We start from the raw sequence: 18,047 nt of genomic DNA, 5'->3' as shown, positions 1-18,047 counted from the left end.
GTATCTAACGATCGTTCGGGGTGGTGCGAGTCACATTACCCTAGCGCCGTGTCCGATTTCGCAGATCCTCAGTGCGTCGCGAGAAACCTGTCCATGGTGCGTTCCGCGAGGGCGGTGATCGTCAGCGCGGGATTCACCAGACCCACGGCGCCCGGGACGAACGAGCCGTCGACGACCCACAGGTTGTCGTACCCGCGTACGCCGCCGTCCATGTCGGCCGCCGCGCCCATCACCACGCCGCCGAGTCCGTGATACGTGCTCGCGGAACCGAATCCGAGCGCTCGCGATGATATGTGAGTGCCGTTCGCGCGGAAGCCGAAGCGGCCCTCGGTGCGTTCGTGGAACCGTGCGATGAATGCATTGCTGCGGCGGTCGAGGTCATTGCGGTCGGCCGGGTGGGGGTAGTTCAGCTGTGCGCGCCGCGTGCGGTGGTCGTAGTCGATGGTGCCGCGCTCGTCGGTGTGCGCCTGCACCAGGTGGGTGGTCGCGGCCTTGCCGAGCGGGGCGGGCAGCGGGGTGGCCTGATAGACCATCGAGACCGGCCCGCCGGGCAGATCGTCCTCGTAGATCCGGGCGTAGCCCGGTCCGCCCTGGACGGCACCGAAGTCCTCGCGCGGGTTCGCCCGGATGGTGAGGAAGTCGCCGTTCACGCCGAAGCCGTCACCGATGCGCGACGACAGCCGTGGCAGGCGCCCCTGGGCGCGGGCCTCGACCAGCAGCCGGGTGGTGTGGAAGGAGCCCGCGGCCATGAAGAGATGATCGGCCTCGCTGGTCACGGTGCGTACCGTGCGCCCCTGTTCGTCGAGAACCCTTGCGGTGACGACGAATCCGGCGCGCCGCGACCGGGGCCGGATGTCGAAGACCTCGTGCATCGGCTTGACGGAGACGTTGCCGGTCCGTTCGGCGGCGAGGAGGTAGCTGCGGTCGAGTGACTTCTTGGCGCCGCTGTTGACTCCGTAGCTGAGTTCGCCGGCGGAGACCGACGGGGTGGCCCGGCCGGCGAGTTCGTCGCGGACGATGTCCCAGTCGATGGCGAAGTCGAAGAAGTGCGGTGACGCGCCGTAACGCTCGATGACCTTGAGCCACGAGCGGGCGCCGACGTACTTGGGATGGGCGAGGATGTCCGCGGGCAGCGGCGAGACGCCGAGCCCCGCCTTGGCGCGCGGGAAGTAGGTCTGGGAGAGCTGCGCGTAGTCCGCGGCCGCCGGGAAGATGTGGTCGAAGTCCTGGCGGCGGGGGACGGGCGTGAACGAGCCGAAGACGAGTGACCCGCCGCCCACGCCCGCGCCGTACACGGCCTCGACGCCGTTGCCCATCACGTGGTCGAGAACGCCGGGGCACGGTTCGACCGGGATGCCGCTCGCCGCACTTGCGCCGGCCGGGCTGCCGAACCACGCCGCGCGTTTGTCCGGATTGGTCGTCGTGGCGAAGGTGTTGCCGTCCGGGCGGATCGGCCAGCGGCGACCGCGCTCGAAAACCGTTGTCTTGTATCCGGCCTCGCCGAGGCGTCGGGCCGCCACCGCGCCGCCGAAGCCGGTGCCGATGACGATCGCGGTCTGCCCCGGCGCCGCCTGCGCCGGAGTCGCGGTCGCGCCGAACGCGGCGAGGGCCCCGACGCCGGCCGCGGAGCGCATGAGGGTCCGGCGAGAGACTGCCGGACCGGAATTGTCGTAGTTCACCACGGAACCTTAGCGTGAGCTAAGTAAGGTTAGGAACTCCTTAACCCTTTGCGCTTACTGTGGGATGGATCACCACTCGGCTCGTCCCCGGTCACCGGGGCGGGATACACACCCGCCGGCACGATGACCATGACCTTCGGCTCGGAACGGCGGGATGAGGCGCTCAGTCGGACGCGCGCACGGACTCTTCGACGAGGTCGAGCACGGCGTGTAGGTCGTCGGTGGGCTGTCCGGTCGCCAGCCGGGTGATCAGGCCGTCGAGCACCAGGTCGAGATAGTTCAACAGGACGTCGGTCGGCACGTCGTCGCGCAGGCGCCCCGCCTGGCGGCCGCGTTCCAGCCGGTTGAGTGTCGCCTGCTCGACCTCGGCCGAATAGGATACCCACTCCGCCCGGAAGCTGTTGTCCGTCCGCAGTTTTCGTGCGATCTCCAAGCGCGTCCCGAGCCAGTCGAAATCCTGCGGCCGGGTGAGCATGTCGCGCATGACCTGCACCAGACCCTGCTCGGCCGCCACATCGGCCATCCGTTCGGCGTCCTCACGCGCGAGAGCGAGGAACAGCGCTTCCTTGTCCCGGTAGTGATGGAAGATCGCACCCCGGGACAAGCCGGTGGACTCTTCGATCCGTTTGACGGTCGCGCCGTCGTATCCGTACTCCGCGAAGCAATGCCGCGCGCCGTCGAGAATCTCCCGACGACGCGCGGCAAGCCGGTCATCGCTGACCTTGGGCACGTCGCGTGCCTCCTGTCAGCTCTTGATCATGTTGCGCAGCACGTACTGCAGGATGCCTCCGTTGCGGTAGTAGTCGGCTTCACCGGGGGTGTCGATGCGCACCTTCGCATCGAACTCCACCGTCGAGCCGTCCTCCTTGGTGGCGGTGACGTGCACGGTCGACGGCGTGGTGCCGTTGTTCAGCTCCTCGATGCCGGCGATGTCGAAGGTCTCGGTGCCGTCGAGGCCCAGCGACTTGTGCGACTCGCCCTCCGGGAACTGCAGCGGGATCACGCCCATGCCGATGAGGTTCGAGCGGTGGATGCGCTCGAAGCTCTCGGTGATGACGGCCTTGACGCCGAGCAGGCTGGTGCCCTTGGCGGCCCAGTCGCGCGACGACCCGGTGCCGTACTCCTTGCCGCCCAGCACGACGAGCGGGATGTTCTGCTCGGCGTAGTTCTGCGCGGCGTCGTAGATGAACGACTGCGGTGCACCCTCCTGGGTGAAGTCGCGGGTGTAACCGCCGGTCACACCGTCGAGCAGCTGGTTCTGCAGGCGGATGTTGCCGAAGGTCGAGCGGATCATCACCTCGTGGTTGCCACGGCGGGCACCGAGCGAGTTGTAGTCCTTGCGGGCCACACCGTTGGCGTCGAGGTACTGCGCGGCGGGGGTGCCGGGCTTGATCGTCGAGGCGGGGGAGATGTGGTCGGTTGTCACCGAGTCGCCCAGCTTGGCCAGGACGCGAGCGCCCTTGATGTCGGTGACCGGTGCCGGCTCACGCTGCATGCCCTCGAAGTACGGAGGCTTGCGGACGTAGGTGGACTTCTCATCCCACTCGAAGGTCTTGCCCGACGGCGTCGGCAGGTTCTGCCAGCGCTCGTCACCCTTGAAGACGTCGGCGTAGTCCGAGGCGTACTGCTCCGGCGAGATCGACGACGCGATGGTCGCCTCGATCTCCTCGTTCGTGGGCCAGATGTCCTTGAGGAAGACGTCGTTGCCGTCGTTGTCCTGACCCAGGGCGTCGGACTCGAAGTCGAAGTCCATCGTGCCGGCCAGCGCGTAGGCGATGACCAGCGGCGGCGACGCGAGGTAGTTCATCTTCACGTCGGGGTTGATGCGACCCTCGAAGTTCCGGTTGCCCGACAAAACGGCGGTGGCCGTCAGATCGTGCTCGTTGATGGCCTTGGAGATCTCCTCCGGCAGCGGACCCGAGTTGCCGATGCAGGTGGTGCAGCCGTAACCGACGAGGTAGAAACCGAGCTTCTCCAGGTACGGCCACAGGCCGGACTTGTCGTAGTAACCCGTGACGACCTGCGAACCGGGGGCCATCGACGTCTTGACCCACGGCTTGGAGGTCAGGCCCTTCTCGACGGCCTTCTTGGCGAGCAGTGCCGCGCCGAGCATGACCGACGGGTTGGACGTGTTGGTGCAGCTGGTGATCGACGCGATGGTCACGATCCCGTGGTCGAGGATCATCGAGCCGCGTTCCTCGGAATCGACCCGGACCGGCTTGGTCGGGCGGCCCTCGGCGTTGTTCGCCGCCGAATGCAGCGGCTCGGCGCCGTCGTCGGCGAAGGACAGCGTCGCGGGATCCGAAGCCGGGAAGGTCTCTTCGACGGCCTCGTCGAGCTTGGTCTGCGGGGCCGAGTTGCCGTTCTCCACGTAGTTGTGGATGTCCTTGCGGAATGCGTTCTTGGCGTCCCACAGCTCGATGCGGTCCTGCGGGCGCTTCGGCCCGGCGATCGAGGGCACGACGTCGGCGAGGTCGAGTTCGAGGTACTCGGAGTAGACCGCTTCTTCGGCGTCCTTCTCCAGCCACATGCCCTGTTCCTTGGCGTAGGCCTCGACGAGCGCGAGCGTCTCCTCGCTGCGACCGGTGAGCCGCAGGTACTTCACGGTCTCCTCGTCGATGGGGAACATCGCACAGGTGGAACCGAACTCGGGGCTCATGTTGCCGATGGTGGCGCGGTTGGCGAGCGGGACCTCGCCGACGCCGTTTCCGTAGAACTCGACGAACTTGCCGACCACACCGTGCTTGCGCAGCATCTCGGTGATCGTGAGGACCACGTCGGTGGCGGTCACGCCGGGCTTCGCCGAGCCGGTGAGCTTGAAGCCGACGACGCGCGGGATGAGCATCGAGACCGGCTGGCCGAGCATCGCGGCCTCGGCCTCGATGCCGCCGACGCCCCAGCCCAGGACGCCGAGGCCGTTTTCCATCGTGGTGTGCGAGTCGGTGCCGATGCAGGTGTCCGGGTAGGCGACGCCGTCACGGACCATGACCGAGCGGGCGAGGTGCTCGATGTTGACCTGGTGGACGATGCCGGTGCCCGGCGGCACGACGCGGAAGTCGTCGAAGGCGCCCTGGCCCCAGCGGAGGAACTTGTAGCGCTCCTCGTTGCGCTGGTACTCGATCTCGACGTTGCGCTCGAACGCCTGGGCGTTGCCGAAGGCCTCGATGATGACGGAGTGGTCGATGACCATCTCGGCGGGTGCGAGGGGATTGACCTTGTCGGGATCGCCGCCGAGTTCCTTCACCGCATCGCGCATCGTCGTGAGGTCGACGATGCAGGGCACACCGGTGAAGTCCTGCATGATCACGCGGGCCGGGGTGAACTGGATCTCGATGCTCGGCTCGGCGTTCGGATCCCAGTTCGCGATGGCCTCGATGTGCTCCTTGGTGATGTTGGCACCGTCCTCGGTGCGGAGCAGGTTCTCGGCCAGGACCTTGAGCGCGTAGGGGAGCTTGCCGGTGCCCTCGACGGCGTTCAGACGGTAGATCTCGTAGCTGTTGTCACCGACGTCCAGCGTGCCGCGGGCGCCGAAGGAATTGATACTCACGTCTAAATCCACTCTCCTCATGTGCCGACGGGCTGCGCCGGCGATTACTCGATGATCCACTTGCGGTCGGGCGGTTCCGGCCGGGCGGGCGTCGCTCCCGTTCCGTCGGTGTCCGCGCGGTCTGACGTTCCGCACCGGCGGGCTGCACCGGCGCCATCGGATGTCCGCGAGGGCCACCCGCGACAACATCGTCCAGTCTAACAGTACGAGCGTACTGTTACCAAGCTCGGGCCCGGGACGCGCCGGGCGGACGTGCCGACACCGGAATACCCAGACGACTCCATTGTGTCGTACGGTGCAGGGCGGGGTTCGGCGAGTGGGCACTCGACGCCGACGCGAAACCGGCTGTCAACGTCCGCGCAACCCCGGTGATCTCGAGAGGCAGGGGTGGCGGATGGGTCCGCAGGCGACGACGCTGGTGCTGGCAGCTCCCACGGAGAACAACGAACTCACCGGACTCGTCGGAGTCGACATGGGCGAACTGTCCCGGGACATCGCCGACGACGGTGTCGCCGGCGCGACCCCCGAGCAACTGCCCCGGATGCTCGAGGTCGTCGAGTACGCCGGGTCCAAGGGTCACGACGTGAGTTTCGTGGTCGTCGATCAGGTGCAGCCGCGGTTCACCCTCTACCGGGACATCGCCAACCAGTTGCAGGATCAGGTCGGTGGCACCGTCATCGTGCTGGGTCCGAACTCGGTCGGCAGCTCGTCGCCTGACTTCAGCCGCGTGGTGCAGGAGCAGGCCACCGACGGACTGACCCTCACCGACCCGGCGGGTGCGGCCCGCCAGATGATCGACACGATGACCGGTCCCAACGTGGACTGGACGATCGTCGGCATCCTGCTGGTCCTCGTCGTCGCGGCCGGTGCCGTGCTCGCCAGGGTGCGCCGGGTCCGCGCGCGCAAGACCGAGGCCGCCGGCCCGCTGGGGCCCGTGCGGGCGACGGTCGACGCCTCGGACGAACCGTCGTCGCGAGATCGCGAACCCTCCTCCTCCGGTCAGTAGTCCGGCCCCTCGCGCCCTGCTCCGAACCGCCGCTGCGCGGCGCACGATCCGAGCCCATGCCACCTGCATCCGGCCGCGCGCGGACGCTGTCCGGCGTGTCGGGCGGTCTGTTGCCAATTCGAGACCTTGACGACGGTCCGATCTTTCGCCAGTTCACGGCATTTTCGCAGGTAATCACGCGTTTGTAATTCACGAACGCGGTTTTCGCGTGTGGTTGATGTGACGTACGGTTCTGATGTCACGTGTGATGCCTGTGTCCCCTGCAGGGTCCCTTGTGACGTAAGTGCAGTGCGTGATCGCCGCGGTTCTCGACAACCCGGACGATCGCCGGGCCGGGGATCGCAAGATCCCCGCACATACCGCGAGGAGTTCCAGGTGAGGCGAGGAAGAACTGGTGCGTCGTGGCCGGCGCGCGTCTCGGCGGCCCTGGCTGTCGTACTCATCTGCGCGGTCGGCGCGGGTCATGCCGACGCGGCACCGAAGAAGACGCCCGAGTCGCCCATCTCCGGGTTGATCAACCGCATCGCGACGGTCAACCAGGACATCGCCGACCTCGACCAGGCGCTCGCGGCCCGTCAGGAGAACGTGAACCGGTCGATCGCCGATTTCCAGAACTCACTCGCGCAGCGTCGCCTGGCCACGGTCGCCGCGCGCGGAGCCCGGACCGAACTCGACCGCTCGAGCAAGGCCGTCGTCGACGCGCAGAAGGAGTTCGACCGCTTCGCGCGTCTGGCCTATCAGCAGGGTCCCGAGCAGGGCTCGATGTCGAACTACGTGTCCTCGGAAGACCCGCAGGCCGTGCTGGACCGGATGAAGCTGATCGACCAGGTCGGCAAGAAGCAGCAGGAGATGATCCGGCGCCTGCAGGTCGCACGCAATCAGAAGGCCAACCGCCTCGCCGCCGTGGAGGCCACCCGCCGGCAGGCATCGTTCGCGGCCAAGAGTGCCGAGCAGCGCAAGATCGATGCGATGGCGGCGGTCACCGAGGCGAAGACGGCCATCGCGACCCAGCAGAAGCGCAAGGCCACGCTGATCGGTGAACGCGACCGGGTGCAGAAGCGCCTCAACACCATTCGCGGATACGTCCCGAAGAAGACGGTCGAGGGGCCGTCGGCGAGCGATCTGCTCACCAACCTGTTCCCGACGGGTCCGTCGGCCGAGGGAGCCCTGAAGGCGCTGCCGGCCACCCCCGCCACCGACAACCAGGCACTCGCCGTCGCGGCCGAGGCCGCCGCACGCCTGGCCCTCGACGTCGGTCAGTCGATCCTCGCGGGGCTCGTCGGTCAGCAACAGTTGCCCCAGTCGGAGTTGCTGAACGAACTCGGCATCGGGGGTGCGGACCTCACCGGCAGCAGCGGGGGCGACACCCTCAGTGCGCGAATCGGTTCCGGGAGCCTCGGCACCCTGTTCGGCAGTTCCTCCGGGGGTGGCGGCGGAGGCGGCATGGTCCGTCCCGGACTGCGCGGCCCGCAGGCCGTGGAGATCGCCGTCAACCGCGCGCTCTCGCAGCTCAACGTGCCCTACGCCTGGGGCGGCGGTGACGCCAACGGGCCGACGCAGGGCATCCGCGACGGCGGCGTCGCCGACAGCTACGGCGACTACAACAAGATCGGTTTCGACTGCTCGGGCCTGATGATCTACGCATTCGCCGGCGTGGGCATCGAGTTGCCGCACTACACGGGCTACCAGTACACCTCGGGTCCGCAGTTCCCGCTGTCGCAGATGCGTCGCGGCGACATGATCTTCTACGGCCCGAACGCGAGCGCACACGTCGCGCTGTACCTCGGTGACAACAAGATGGTCGAGGCACCGCAGTCGGGTGACGTCGTGAAGGTGTCGCCGTTGCGCACCGACGGCGCGATGCCGAACGTGGTGCGTCTGCTCTGACAGCCGACGATTCGGGCGGGGCTCGTGAACGACCGACACCCGCCGAGTCTTCTTGGCACCTTTTCAGTTCACACGGCTAGGCTGGCACAGACACGCGGGGTCGACGCCTGCGCGCTGCGCGATCGCGGCCGCGCCCACGGGCCGACGCATCGTGGTTCGACGGAACAGCAGTCCAGAGGAACAGGAGCACGGGTTGACCGAATCGCACTCCCTCGGCAAGGCGGCCACGGGGAATCCCGCGGCGGCAGGAGCGGACTCGGTGCTGAGCGACGCCGACGTCGCCCTGCTCGAGCGGGCCATCTACGAGGTCAAGCGAGTCATCGTCGGCCAGGATCAGCTCGTCGAGCGCATACTCGTCGGACTCCTCGCGCGTGGCCACATCCTGCTCGAGGGTGTGCCCGGCGTCGCCAAGACACTCGCGGTCGAGACGTTCGCCCGCGTCGTCGGCGGATCGTTCTCCCGTGTGCAGTTCACCCCCGACCTGGTGCCGACCGACCTGATCGGTACGCGTATCTACCGGCAGGGCCGTGAGGAGTTCGACACCGAACTCGGCCCGGTCGTCGCGAACTTCCTGCTCGCCGACGAGATCAACCGCGCACCCGCGAAGGTGCAGTCCGCCCTGCTCGAGGTGATGGCCGAGCGTCATGTGTCGATCGGCGGCAAGACGTATGCGATGCCGGATCCGTTCCTGGTGATGGCGACGCAGAACCCGATCGAGAACGAGGGCGTCTACCCGCTGCCCGAGGCGCAGCGGGACCGTTTCCTGTTCAAGGTCCTCGTCGACTATCCGTCGGTGGAGGAGGAGCGCGAGATCGTCTACCGGATGGGCAACGTCCCGCCGACCGCGTCCCAGGTCCTGGACCCCGAGGCGATGCTCCGTCTGCAGCGGACCGCGGCGAACGTCTTCGTCCACCACGCCCTCGTCGACTACGTCGTCCGAGTCATCAACGCCACCCGCCGCCCGGCCGAGCTCGGCCTCAACGACGTCGCGTCCTGGTTGTCCTACGGCGCGTCCCCGCGCGCGACGCTGGGCATCGTGGCCGCCGCCCGGGCGCTGGCGCTGGTCCGCGGGCGCGATTACGTGATCCCGCAGGACGTCGTCGAGATCATGCCCGACGTGCTCCGCCACCGTCTGGTGCTGTCGTATGACGCACTGGCCGACGAGATCGATGCCGATCAGGTCATCGCCCGGGTCCTGCAAACGGTCGGACTGCCGCAGGTCGGCGCGCAGCCCGTTCCGCAGGGGCAGTACCCCGCCGGGCAGGCACAGGCGCCCAATGCCGGGCACGGGCCGAACGGTTATGCAGGACAACAGGTCTCGCAGTCCGCCGGCCCGCTGGACCCGAATTCGGCCCCGGCGAACCGGAATTCGCCTCAGTATGGCGGCTAACCGGGACCTCCCGCGGCTCGGCGCCGGTCTGCTCGACGAGCCGCAACTGACGGCGGCACTGAAGATGCTCGAGCTCACCGTGCGACGCAAGCTCGACGGCGTGCTGCAGGGCGAGCACCTCGGGCTGATCCCCGGACCGGGTTCGGAACCGGGGGAGGCACGGGCCTACCAGCCGGGCGATGACGTCCGGCGCATGGAGTGGTCGGTCACCGCCCGCACCACCCAGCCCCATGTCCGACAGATGATCGCCGACCGGGAGCTCGAGACGTGGCTCGTGGTCGACGCCTCAGCCAGTCTCGACTTCGGCACCGTCGACTGCACCAAACGCGACCTCGCGGTGGCGGCGGCCGCGGCTCTGGTCCACCTCACGACCGGCGGCGGCAACCGGCACGGTGCGCTGGTGGTGACCGGCGACGACATCGTGCGGGTGCCGGCCCGGGCCGGACGCGCGCACGCCCAGAACCTGCTGAAGGCCATCGCCACCACCCGGCGCAGTTCACCCGGCGTGCGCGGTGATCTCAAGGCGGGTATCGAGGCGCTTCGCCGGCCCCAGCGCAGGCGCGGCCTCGCCGTCGTGATCAGTGACTTCCTCGGGCCCATCGACTGGGAACGGTCGCTACGCGCCATCGGCGCCCATCACGAACTGCTGGCGGTCGAGGTCCTCGACCCCCGTGACCTCGACCTCCCGGCGATCGGGGAGGTCACCCTGGCGGATGCCGAGTCCGGCGAGATCCACGACGTGACGATCACCGAGGACCTCCGGCGCGACTTCGCGGCCGCGGCCGCGGCTCACCAGCAACGGGTACACCGCACGTTGCGGAGCTGTGGCGGTTCGGTCCTCACCCTGCGCACCGACCGGGAATGGATCGCCGACACCGTCAAGTTCGTCGCACGACGCCGCCGCGGGCTGGCGGCGGGGGTGGGGTAGGCCGATGTTGTCCAGTCCCTGGTGGTTGCTGCTGCTCCTGGTCGTCGTGCTGCTCGGCGTCGCCTACGTGTACATGTTGCGCCGCCGCCGGCAACGCGCGTTGACCTTCGCCAACCTCGACCTGCTGAAGTCGGTCGCGCCGGCCGACCGCGGCCGGCTGCGGCACGTGCCGATCGCGCTGCTGATCATCGCGCTGATCCTGCTGACGGTTGCGCTCTCCGGCCCACAGGCGGACCGGAAGGTACCGCGCAACAAGGCGACCGTGGTCCTGGTCATGGACGTGTCGCGGTCGATGAATGCCACGGACGTGTCGCCCTCGCGGATCCACGCGGCACAGGAGGCGGCCAAGAAGTTCGCCGACGAGCTGACCGAGGGGATCAACCTCGGACTGATCTCGTTCGCCGGGACCGCGGCGAGCCTGGTGTCGCCGACACCGGACCACAACGCGACCAAGGTCGCCGTGGACAAGCTGCGGCTCGACGACAAGACGGCGACCGGTGAGGGCATCTTCGCCGCGCTCCAGCAGATCAGCACGCTGAACGCGGTCCTCGGCGGCACCGAAGGGGCGCCGCCCGCCCGCGTCGTGTTGCTGTCCGACGGCAAGGAGACCGTCCCGGACGATCCCGACGACCCGCGCGGTGGCTTCACCGCGGCCCGCAAGGCCAAGGAGGAGAAGATCCCGGTCTCCACCATCTCCTTCGGCACCCGGACGGGCACCGTCGAACTCGAGGGTGACCGGGTGCCGGTCCCCGTCGACGACGACTCGCTGCGCAAGATCGCCAACCTGTCCGGCGGCGACTTCTTCACCGCGGCCAGCCTCGACGAACTGAACAAGGTCTACGAGCAGCTCCAGGACGAGATCGGTTACGAGACCCGTCGAGGGGACAATTCGAAGCCGTGGCTGATCGCGGGTACGTTGTTCGCGCTGGTGTCGGCGTTCGCCGCGCTGGCCATCAACCGCCGGCTGCCCTGAGTCGGGTTGCCGGCGCCGGGATGGAAGCGAGCGGCCCACACTGACACGGCGCCGGGGTCGTCCCGGCCCGAGCGGGCCACCGCGATGCCACCCCCGCAACGAGAACGGATAGGTTGAACACCCATGACGGCAGCTAGCAACGAAGCGCAGAATCCCTCCCGCTCGGTCTTGGTCACCGGCGGCAACCGCGGAATCGGCCTGGCCGTGGCACAGCGCCTGGCCGCCGACGGCCACCGGGTCGCGGTGACCCATCGCGGTTCCGGAGCCCCGGACGGCCTGTTCGGCGTCAAGTGCGATGTGACCGACTCGGAGTCGGTCGACCGCGCCTTCGCCGAGGTCGAGGAGCACCAGGGACCCGTCGAGATCCTCGTGGCCAACGCGGGGATCACCGAGAACATGCTCCTCATGCGACTGTCCGAGGAATCCTTCGAGAAGGTTCTCGACGCGAACCTCACCGGGGCATTCCGCTGCGCCAAGCGCGCCACCAAGGGGATGCAGCGCGCCAAGTGGGGGCGGATGATCTTCCTCGGCTCGGTGGTCGCGATGTCCGGTATCCCCGGCCAGGTGAACTACGCGGCCTCGAAGGCGGGCCTGATCGGTATGGCGCGTTCCATCGCGCGGGAGATCGGCTCGCGCAACATCACCGCCAACGTCGTCGCGCCCGGGTTCATCGAGACGGACATGACCGCGTCGATGGAGGACCGCTACATCGAGATGGCCAAGCAGGCGATCCCGCTCGGCCGTACCGGCAAGCCCGAAGACGTCGCCGCCGCCATCAGCTTCCTCGCCTCGGACGAGGGCGGTTACATCTCGGGTGCGGTCCTGCCCGTCGACGGCGGCATGGGCATGGGGCACTGACCGACCCGCACCGCGCGGCTGCACGACACGTCAATCAACGTCGATCTCAGGAGCACATCTACGTGAGCGGAATCCTGGACGGGAAGACCGTCCTCATCACGGGCATCATCACCGATGCGTCGATCGCCTTCCACGCCGCCGCCATGGCGCAGGAGCAGGGCGCGACCGTCATCATCACCGGCATCCCCGAGCGCCTGCGGCTGATCGACCGGATCGCCAAGCGGTTGCCGAAGGAGGTGCCGCCCGCGATCGGGCTCGACATCACCAACGAGGACGACCTCGACGCGCTCGCCGGGAAGATCACCGAGCTGGCGCCGCAGGGCATCGACGGCGTCATGCATTCGATCGCCTTCGCGCCCCGGACGCTGATGGGTCCCGAGGCCAAGCCGTTCCTGGAAGGGCCCGGCCCCGACGCCGCGAAGGCCTTCGAGATCTCGGCGTGGAGCTACGCCTCGCTCGCGCGCGCCGTGCTCCCCGCCATGAACGAGGGGGGCTCGATCGTCGGCATGGACTTCGATCCCCGCACCGCGATGCCGTACTACAACTGGATGGGCGTGGCGAAGGCGGCCCTGGAGTCGGTGAACCGGTACGTGGCGCGGGAAGTGGGCAACGCCAAGAACGTCCGGTCGAACCTCGTGGCCGCCGGACCGATCAAGACCCTGGCCGCGAAGGCCATCGCCGGCACCGCCACCGACGACGCCAAGCAGCTCAACATGCTCAACGAGTACTGGGACGGCGCGTCGCCGATCGGCTGGGATGTCGACGACCCGACCGTCGTCGCCAAGTCGGTCTGTGCGCTGCTGAGCGACTGGTTGCCGGCGACCACCGGTTCCATCGTCTACGTCGACGGCGGGGCCAGCCACAACACCTGGTTCCCGGAGGGCATGACCACCGGCTCATGAGCTCGTCAGCACCGGGGAATGCGGCACCCGTCGACCCCACTCCGACCGATTCGGCTCCTTTCGACGCCGTCCTGTTCCTGTCGTTCGGCGGGCCGGACGGACCCGAGGACGTGATGCCGTTCCTGGAGAACGTCACCCGCGGTCGGGGAATCCCGCGCGAGCGGCTCGAGTCGGTGGCCGAGCACTACCTCCATTTCGGGGGTGTCTCGCCGATCAACCGCCTGAACCTGGAGATGATCGACGCGCTCCGGCGTGAGCTCGACCGACGCGGTGTGGACCTCCCGGTGTATTTCGGAAATCGCAACTGGCACCCGATGGTCGAGGACACGCTGGAAGAGATGTACCGGGCCGGACACCGCCGGATCCTCGTGTTCCCGACGTCGGCGTGGGGCGGCTACTCGGGATGCCGGCAGTACCACGAGGACATCGACCGCGCGCGCAAGGCCCTGGCCGAACGTGTGCCGGCGAGCGCCGGACCCGACGGCGCGGTGGTGCTGCGCAAGCTTCCCCAGTACTGGTCGCACCCCGCGTTCGTCGCGGCGGGGGCGGATGCGGTGCGCCGCGCGCTGGACACCCTCGGGCCCGGTGACGAGACGCCGCGGTTGGTGTTCACCGCCCACTCGGTACCGACCTCGGCCGACGCCGCGTCGGGTCCCGCAGCGGACGGTGGGCGCTTGTACTCGCGTCAGGTGATGGCCGCGTCGCAGGCGGTCGCCGACGAGCTCGGCATCACCGACTTCGACCAGGTCTGGCAGTCGCGGTCGGGTCCACCGCAGATCCCGTGGCTGGAGCCGGACATCTGCGATCATCTGGAGAACCTTGCCGCCGAGGGGGTCCGGCGAGTGGTGGTGTACCCGGTCGGGTTCATCTCCGATCATCTCGAGGTGATCTGGGACCTCGACAACGAGGCCGCCGAGGTCGCCGAACGCCTGGGCATGGACTATGCGCGCGCCGACACCGTGGGTGCCGACCCGCGTTTCATCTCGATGATCGGCGAGTTCGTGGAGGCCTACGCCGGGGGGCTCGGTGATCTCTCCGCGATGGGGTGCGCCGACAACGGCCGCACGTGCCGGGAGAACTGTTGTGTGCCCGCGGCTCGTCCGAGGTCGTCGGCGAGTCCTGCCGGCCGCGGTCGGTAGAGACGCAGGCAACCCGTACGGCGTCGTCTCCGAACCACCTCCGTCACGGCCACGGGTGTGACAGGTCGGCGACGACGTCGGGGACTCAGCGGCGCAGCAGTTCGAGGATCGTCTGGTTGACCGCGGCGGCACGCGCCGTCCGGGTCAGCACCTGCAGTCCACGAAGGGTCGCGTCGCCGGAATCCCATTGTCCGGCAGTGTCGCCGATCTCGACACTGCGTGCGCCCGCGAGGTCGACGATGGCCTCGACCTGCGCGGCCGTGTCGATCAGACGGGTCGAACGCGCGTCGAGGATGTGCGGGGGCAGGGCGACCCGGTGCCGTGAGGTGAGCGCGGCGAGTTGAGTCCGGAGATCGGTCGCGTCGGCCGTCCGGCGTCCGCCGAGCCCGCCGATGATCGAGGTCGCATCCCGAACAGCTTGGCGCAGTTCGTATTCCAGGTCACCGGCGCTGGGTCCGGCGGACACGAGGTGTCCGAGGTCGAGTGCGGCGTCGTAGCGGTAGGCCGACCATGTGCACGAGACGAACGGCGGGTCGGTGGCCTCCGCGGCGGACGCCCGCGCGGTGAATGCGGGCACGAGTGCGAGGGTGCCGGTGCTCGACGCGTCGTCGACGAGCAGCACCTCGCCCGCGCCGAGGGCGGCCGACGTCGCGGGATGAGGCGGCAGACCCTGGGGGTCGCCCGTGGACGGCAGGCGGACCACGAGGCGCCGCGCCGGTCGGAGAAGCGCGAGGAGATCGAGCACGCCGTTCGCCGAACCCGTTGCGGGCGACACCCGTTCGTCCGGTGTTCCGGGCCCGTCCGGCCACCGCACCGCGTGCCGGTCGGCGGATTCCGCGAGTGCCTCGATCACGTCGTCGGGGGAGCAACGACCGGTGAGCCAGGCGGCCGACCATGCGCCGAGTGCACACGTCGGCCACGCGACGGTCGAGGAGAAGAGGCTGCGATTCATCAAGATGCCAGGATACCGCCGGGGCCGACGGCCGGGCCGGGCGTGGCAACCCGGTGGTCGGAGTCGCCGGGGCTTAGGGTGTGTGCGCCACCGAAACGGGTTCCACCGCGGCGGCGAGAAGACGGATCGAGAAGGTGGTGTGCGATGGATGACCGATACGGTCGCGACGTGCTCTCTCAGCCCCGCCGGGCGAAGCCGCGTCCCGCGGAGGTCGCGGCGGAGCGAGACCTGGTCGTCGAGGACGCCGCCACCGGATTCTGCGGTGCGGTCGTCGGACTCGAGAAGAGTTACGCCGGCGACCTGGTGCGTCTGGAGGATCGCCGGGGTCAGACGCGGGTGTTCCTGATGCACCCGGGCGCGTTCCTGATCGACGGGCGGCCGGTGACGCTCCTGCGGCCGCGCACCAGGGGCCCACAGAAGCCGGCCACGACGGCGTCGGGTTCGCGCGCCGCCCCCCGTGCCCGCGCGCGTACGGCCCGCGCAAGCCGGATCTTCGTCGAGGGGGTGCACGACGCAACGCTTCTCGAACGCGTGTGGGGCGACGACCTCCGCGCCGAGGGCGTGGTCGTGGTCAGTCTCGACGGCCTCGACAACCTCGACGCGGCGCTCGACGAATTCCAGCCGGCGCCCCACCGTCGGGCGGGGGTACTCGTCGACCATCTGGTGGCCGGCTCCAAGGAGGCACTCCTCACCGCCGAGTTGGGTGAGCACGTCCTCGTGTGCGGGCATCCCTACATCGACGTCTGGGAGGCCGTGAAGCCTGCCTCCGTCGACATCCGGGCGTGGCCGCGGATCCCGCGGGGCACGGATTGGAAGACGGGGGTGTGCACCGAGCTCGGCTGGGGCGATCCCCGCGCCGGCTGGCGCCGAGTGCTGAACGGCGTGAGCAGTTTCCGCGACCTCGAGGTCGATCTCCTGCGCTCGGTCGAGGAACTCATCGACTTCGTGACCGCGGCCGAAGAACCCAGCTGACGCCGTCGGCCGGACGCCGCCGGCGGTTCATCCGGGTCGCGAGCGGCGAGGCCGGTCCGGGCATCTCTGGCAGACTGGACGCGTGAGCGCCCTGCTGTGGTTGGCGGCCGCGATCGTCCTGACGGTCGCGGAGATGTTCGGGGGCGAACTCGTCCTGCTCATGCTGGCCGGCGGTGCACTCGCCGCCGCAGGCGTCGATTTCGTCTTCGAGCCACCGCTCTGGGTGGACGGTCTCGTCTTCGCGCTCGTCTCGGTGCTGCTACTCGTCGCGATCCGTCCGGTGGCCCGCCGCCACATGCTCAACCGACCCGCGGTGCTGATGAACACCGAGGCTCTCGAGGGACGACCGGCGGTCGTGACCGAACAGGTCGACGCCACCGACGGACGCGTCAAGATCGACGGCGACGTGTGGTCGGCCCGCGCGATGGACCCGTCCCAGGTGCTCGAACCCGGAACCCACGTGACCGTCGTGCAGATCGACGGCGCGACCGCGGTGGTGTTTCGCGCCTGAGACGTGCAGCGCTGCGGCACCAGCAGTGCGGACCGCCGAGAACGACAACGCAGGAAGGTGACCATGGAGTACGAGATCTTCGGCCTGACCGTCCTCGTCTTGCTCGTGTTGCTCGTGGTGGTGATCCTGGTCAAGTCGGTGGCGCTCATCCCGCAGGCGGAGGCAGCGGTCATCGAGCGGCTGGGCCGCTACACACGAACCGTGTCCGGACAGCTCACGTTGCTGTTGCCGTTCATCGATCGCATCCGTGCCCGCGTCGACGTCCGTGAACGGGTGGTGTCGTTCCCGCCGCAGCCGGTCATCACCGAGGACAACCTGACCCTGTCCATCGACACCGTCGTCTACTTCCAGGTCACCAACCCGCGGGCCGCCGTGTACGAGATCGACGACTACATCGCGGGCGTCGAGCAGCTGACCATCACGACACTGCGCAACGTGGTCGGCGGGATGACGCTCGAGGAGACCTTGACGTCCCGCGATTCCATCAACGGTCAGCTGCGCGGCGTGCTCGACGAGGCGACCGGCCGCTGGGGACTCCGCGTCGCACGCGTCGAGCTGAAATCGATCATGCCGCCGCCGTCGATCCAGGAGTCGATGGAGAAGCAGATGAAGGCCGACCGCGAGAAGCGGGCGACGATCCTCTCGGCCGAAGGCCAGCGCGAGTCGGCGATCAAGACCGCCGAGGGAAACAAGCAGTCGCAGATCCTCGCCGCCGAGGGTGCCAAGCAGGCCGCGATCCTGGCCGCCGAGGCCGAACGGCAGTCGCGCATCCTGCGCGCGCAGGGTGAGCGCGCGGCGTCGTACCTCAACGCGCAGGGTGAGGCGAAGGCGATCGAGAAGACCTTCGCCGCGATCAAGGCCGCCAAGCCGACCCCGGAGCTGCTGGCCTACCAGTACCTGCAGCAGTTGCCCGAGATGGCGAAGGGCGAGGGCAGCAAGGTGTGGGTGGTGCCCTCCGATTTCGGTTCGGCCCTGCAGGGTTTCGCCAAGTCCTTCGGTGTGCAGGGCGACGACGGTGTGTTCCGGTACGAACCGGCGGACTCACCGCCCTCCGAGGTCGACGAGTCGGAGACCGAGGACTGGTTCTCCCTAGCGTCCGATCCGAAGGTCGCCCAGGCCGTCGCCGAGGCCGAGGCCGTGGCCCGGACCCCGGTGGCCCCCGAGATCACCGCTCGCGCGGCGCGGGCCTCCCGCCATGTGCCGCCGGTGGGGTCCGAGCCGGCTGAACTCGCCGATGCCGGCTGGGCCCCGCCCGAGCAGCCGGACACCGCACCGACCGAACCGTCCTGATCCGAAGGAACCG

15 protein-coding genes are annotated in these 18,047 nt (G+C 68.8%); 11 read left to right on the top strand and 4 right to left on the bottom strand.

Annotated elements, in window-relative coordinates:
* Positions 1-68 precede the first annotated feature (68 nt).
* From AMD30_RS02305 to AMD30_RS02295, 3 genes are all read right to left on the bottom strand, one after another.
* Entirely contained in the window at positions 69-1,682 is a 1,614-nt protein-coding gene (locus AMD30_RS02305) for a GMC family oxidoreductase (protein WP_055474611.1), read from the bottom strand.
* Positions 1,683-1,842: 160 nt separating this feature from the next.
* Positions 1,843-2,409: a TetR/AcrR family transcriptional regulator gene (locus AMD30_RS02300; protein WP_055474610.1), complete on the bottom strand. Its 567-nt coding sequence runs from the start codon at positions 2,407-2,409 to the stop codon at positions 1,843-1,845.
* A 15-nt stretch (positions 2,410-2,424) separates the two neighbouring features.
* Complete coding sequence (locus tag AMD30_RS02295; RefSeq protein WP_148281189.1) at positions 2,425-5,247, bottom strand: aconitate hydratase; 2,823 nt, start codon at positions 5,245-5,247, stop codon at positions 2,425-2,427.
* Positions 5,248-5,620: 373 nt separating this feature from the next.
* On the opposite strand from AMD30_RS02295, the gene AMD30_RS02290 reads away from it, so the two are divergent.
* From AMD30_RS02290 to AMD30_RS02255, 8 genes are all read left to right on the top strand, one after another.
* On the top strand, positions 5,621-6,232 hold the full coding sequence (locus tag AMD30_RS02290) for an Rv1476 family membrane protein (protein WP_055474609.1): 612 nt from the start codon (positions 5,621-5,623) through the stop codon (positions 6,230-6,232).
* Between the two features lie 375 nt (positions 6,233-6,607).
* A complete protein-coding gene (locus AMD30_RS02285) occupies positions 6,608-8,119 on the top strand; it encodes an NlpC/P60 family protein (RefSeq protein WP_055474608.1) in 1,512 nt (503 codons plus the stop codon).
* A gap of 193 nt (positions 8,120-8,312) precedes the next feature.
* Entirely contained in the window at positions 8,313-9,509 is a 1,197-nt protein-coding gene (locus tag AMD30_RS02280; protein WP_055474607.1) for an AAA family ATPase, read from the top strand.
* Positions 9,499-10,437, top strand: a complete 939-nt coding sequence (locus AMD30_RS02275; RefSeq protein ID WP_055474606.1) for a DUF58 domain-containing protein — start codon at positions 9,499-9,501, stop codon at positions 10,435-10,437. The genes AMD30_RS02280 and AMD30_RS02275 overlap by 11 nt, the downstream gene beginning before the upstream one ends.
* Before the next feature lie 4 nt (positions 10,438-10,441).
* The gene (locus tag AMD30_RS02270; RefSeq protein ID WP_010841042.1) at positions 10,442-11,410 is read left to right on the top strand and encodes a VWA domain-containing protein; all 969 of its coding nucleotides are present in this window, start codon (positions 10,442-10,444) and stop codon (positions 11,408-11,410) included.
* A 123-nt stretch (positions 11,411-11,533) separates the two neighbouring features.
* Positions 11,534-12,268, top strand: coding sequence for a 3-oxoacyl-ACP reductase FabG1 (fabG1, locus tag AMD30_RS02265; protein WP_010841043.1), 735 nt, complete (start codon positions 11,534-11,536; stop codon positions 12,266-12,268).
* A gap of 62 nt (positions 12,269-12,330) precedes the next feature.
* Positions 12,331-13,170: an NADH-dependent enoyl-ACP reductase InhA gene (inhA, locus tag AMD30_RS02260; protein ID WP_055474605.1), complete on the top strand. Its 840-nt coding sequence runs from the start codon at positions 12,331-12,333 to the stop codon at positions 13,168-13,170.
* Positions 13,167-14,309 (top strand): ferrochelatase, encoded by a 1,143-nt coding sequence (locus AMD30_RS02255; protein WP_055474604.1) that lies wholly within the window; start codon positions 13,167-13,169, stop codon positions 14,307-14,309. Before inhA ends, AMD30_RS02255 begins: the two co-directional genes overlap by 4 nt.
* An 85-nt stretch (positions 14,310-14,394) precedes the next feature.
* Here AMD30_RS02255 and AMD30_RS02250 read toward each other — a convergent pair whose 3' ends face one another.
* On the bottom strand, positions 14,395-15,261 hold the full coding sequence (locus AMD30_RS02250; RefSeq protein ID WP_055474603.1) for a hypothetical protein: 867 nt from the start codon (positions 15,259-15,261) through the stop codon (positions 14,395-14,397).
* A gap of 144 nt (positions 15,262-15,405) precedes the next feature.
* Here AMD30_RS02250 and AMD30_RS02245 point away from each other — a divergent pair, with 144 nt between their 5' ends.
* The 3 genes from AMD30_RS02245 to AMD30_RS02235 all read left to right on the top strand — a co-directional run bounded on the left by AMD30_RS02245 (position 15,406) and on the right by AMD30_RS02235 (position 18,034).
* Positions 15,406-16,233 (top strand): DUF3097 domain-containing protein, encoded by an 828-nt coding sequence (locus AMD30_RS02245; protein WP_055474602.1) that lies wholly within the window; start codon positions 15,406-15,408, stop codon positions 16,231-16,233.
* A gap of 82 nt (positions 16,234-16,315) precedes the next feature.
* The gene (locus AMD30_RS02240) at positions 16,316-16,744 is read left to right on the top strand and encodes an NfeD family protein (protein WP_010841048.1); all 429 of its coding nucleotides are present in this window, start codon (positions 16,316-16,318) and stop codon (positions 16,742-16,744) included.
* 63 nt (positions 16,745-16,807) lie between these two features.
* Entirely contained in the window at positions 16,808-18,034 is a 1,227-nt protein-coding gene (locus tag AMD30_RS02235; protein WP_010841049.1) for an SPFH domain-containing protein, read from the top strand.
* The last annotated feature ends 13 nt before the right edge of the window (positions 18,035-18,047 follow it).

It is taken from the genome of Gordonia sp. HS-NH1 (assembly GCF_001418765.1).
Taxonomy (GTDB): Bacteria; Actinomycetota; Actinomycetes; order Mycobacteriales; family Mycobacteriaceae; genus Gordonia.
The sequence above is the reverse complement of the archived record's forward strand: the minus strand, read 5'-3'. Positions and strand labels throughout refer to the sequence as shown.